Annotated in this window: 1 protein-coding gene and 1 pseudogene; one reads left to right on the forward strand and one right to left on the reverse strand. The window is 70.2% G+C overall.

The features are described 5' to 3' along the window. Positions 1-244 precede the first annotated feature (244 nt). Positions 245-1216 (forward strand): MBL fold metallo-hydrolase, encoded by a 972-nt coding sequence (locus tag ABGA94_RS00890; protein ID WP_095377932.1) that lies wholly within the window; start codon positions 245-247, stop codon positions 1214-1216. A 41-nt stretch (positions 1217-1257) separates the two neighbouring features. On the opposite strand, the pseudogene ABGA94_RS00895 reads toward ABGA94_RS00890, so the two are convergent. Next, positions 1258-1367: pseudogene (locus ABGA94_RS00895) on the reverse strand (barnase inhibitor); the annotation flags it as partial.

Below are 1367 nucleotides of genomic sequence, written 5' to 3' on the forward strand. Positions count from 1 at the left end.
CGGCATGGATGCCGCGGCCAAGCCCCCATGGATGGGTTTACGGCGTCTCCCGCAACCGGACCCACCCCGCCATCCCACGGATAGATCGCTGTTGCTGTTGCTGTTGCCTCTGCGGGTGCAGGGCGCAGCCCTGCAGACAACACCCCCTTCCCTGAGCATTCCACGCAGTGGTTTGAGCGCCGTGCGCACGCCAGTCACGGCACGCTAGGCCAACGGAACCGCCCATCATCCACCGAGAACCCTCATGACCCTGCGCCAACTGCCCCTACGCACCGCCCTGCTGCTGGCCCTGTCCGCCCTGCCACTGGCGGCGCTGGCCGAAGCCACCTCGCCCGCGCCCACCCAGCAGGTGCCCGGCGTCTACCACCAGCGCGTCGGTGCGCTGCAGGTCACCGCCCTGTTCGACGGCGTGGTCGCGCTGGGCCGGCAGGAAGTGGTCGACGTGCCGCCGACACTGGTCAGCCGCCTGTTGGAAGGCCGCTACGTACCGGAAGACAAGAAGGGCCTGCAGACCGCAATCAACGCGTTCCTGGTGCGCCAGGGCAACCACCTGACCCTGGTCGATACCGGCACCGCACAGTGCTTCGGCCCCGGCCTGGGCCAGGTGCTGGGCAACCTGCGCGCCTCCGGCGTGGACCCGGCCGAGGTGGACGAGGTGCTGCTGACCCACGCCCATCCGGACCACCTGTGCGGGGTGCTCGATGCGCAGGGCAAGCCGGCCTACCCGAATGCCACGGTGTGGCTGTCCAGGGCCGATGCCGACTACTGGCTCAACCCGGCCAGCGAGGCTTCCGCGCCGAAGGGTGTGCGCTTCGCCTTCCCGCTGGCGCGCAACGCGGTGGCGCCGTACCAGGCCAGTGGCCACCTGCGCACGTTCAACCCCGGCGATGCCCTGCCCGGCGGCGCGGTGGCGATGGACACCCATGGCCATACCCCCGGCCACGTCTCCTACCGGTTCGACAGCCAAGGCCAGTCACTGCTGGTGTGGGGCGACGTGCTGCACTTCCATGCGGTGCAGTTCGCGCACCCGGAGGCCGCGTTCGAGGCCGATTCGGACCGCAAGGCGGCCATCGCCAGCCGTCGCGGGCTGCTGCAGCAGGCCACCGCCAACGGCTGGTGGGTGGCCGGTGCGCACCTGCCGTTCCCGGGCCTGGGCCATGTGCGCAGCGAGAGCCAGGCCTATGCGTGGGTGCCGGCGGAGTATTCGCCGTTGTGAGGGTGTGCCGACCAAGGTCGGCACCCACCCGATCGGGTAGCGCCCGGCTGCCAGCCGGGCGAGCAGGGTGCGCTTGTCCGTCACGCCTTCCAGATCAATGCGGATCACCTTGAGGCTGGCATCGCGCATTGCTGCGGCCAGTGCGCCGATG

It is taken from the genome of Stenotrophomonas sp. 3diitr2024, from assembly GCF_042136455.1.
In the GTDB taxonomy this organism is placed as follows: Bacteria; Pseudomonadota; Gammaproteobacteria; order Xanthomonadales; family Xanthomonadaceae; genus Stenotrophomonas; species Stenotrophomonas sepilia.

Excerpts from the sequence above, each read along its gene's own strand:
- ABGA94_RS00890 (WP_095377932.1), top strand. The coding sequence starts at position 245 with ATGACCCTGCGCCAACTGCCCCTACGCACCGCCCTGCTGCTGGCCCTG.